Origin of the sequence: Streptomyces sp. NPDC096105, assembly GCF_044763335.1 — a bacterium.
GTDB lineage: Bacteria > Actinomycetota > Actinomycetes > Streptomycetales > Streptomycetaceae > Streptomyces.
The window spans coordinates 1-1,054 of record NZ_JBIWGC010000057.1 but is presented as its reverse complement, the minus strand read 5'-3'; the positions used below and the strand labels follow the sequence as shown (position 1 = coordinate 1,054).

Below are 1,054 nucleotides of genomic sequence, written 5' to 3'. Positions count from 1 at the left end.
CTAACGAGCTCGTGCACAGTAGGCGGTGGGGCGTCGAGGACTTTGGCGGGGCTCGGTGTTCACCTCGGCCGTGCCGAGGTGAGGTCGACGGTCTGCTGGTGGGACAGCAGGGCGGCGATGGCCTGGACGGTGTCGCTCATGTGCTCGCGGCGGCCGAGGTGGCGGGCCAGTGCTCGCCAGTTCTTCAGGTGGGCGATGCCGTGTTCGACTCGGATGCGTCGCGAGGAGTGCGCCTTGCGCTGTCTCTCGTACATCTCCTCGTACCAGTCCGGAGCATTCCTCTTGAACTTGCGGTGTGGTGGTGTGATCACCCGTCCGCCGGTCTGGGCACCCAGGCCCTGATAGCCGGCATCGGCAAGGATCTCCACCGTGGGCCCGTCGGCCAGGAGCTGGACCAGCCCCAACTGGCGGGCGTGGGTGATGTCCGCGCAGTTGCCGGGCCTGGTCGGGCTGCAGAACAGCACCCGCCCGTCCTCGTCGGTGACGACCATGGTCTTGACGGCGTTCTGCTTGTTCTTGCCGGAGATGAACGCGTCCCGGTCCTTGCGCCCGGCGGCCGGCCGGCGGACCCGGATCTCGGTGCCGTCGATGATCCCGGTCTTCCCGTCGGCACCGAGGTGGTCGATGACCTCGGACAGGGTCCGCAGCCGCACACCCGGGCCGACGGTGCACCCTCGCCCGGCGAGCAAGGGCCGCACCTCTGCGATGGCGCGGGTGATGGTGGAGCGGTCGACACCGAACCAGCAGGCGAGCACGTCGTGCGTGACCGCGTGCCGGAGGTGCACGAGCGTGGCCAGGAGCCGGTCGACAAACACCAGCCGGTGCTTCGCACCCGCGCCCACAGCACGCTTCCGTGGCCGGGACGCAAGCTTGGCCTGGTGCCGTTCGTGCCACAACGGGCCAAGTTCAGCCACGAGTTCAGCGATCACGTCGGCTGACAGGCCCGTGATCCTCCGGTCACTGATGATCGCTGCACGAGATGCGTTTCCCACCACACGACCATGATCGACGATCAGAAGCTCGACACCTCCCTGCCTACTATGCACGAGCTCGT

The 1,054-nt window shown here is 67.7% G+C and carries 1 protein-coding gene; it reads right to left on the bottom strand.

Annotated features, from left to right (window positions below):
* Window positions 1-59 precede the first annotated feature (59 nt).
* Entirely contained in the window at window positions 60-842 is a 783-nt protein-coding gene (locus ACIQ8B_RS32975) for a transposase family protein (RefSeq protein WP_403552012.1), read from the bottom strand.
* Window positions 843-1,054 lie beyond the last annotated feature (212 nt).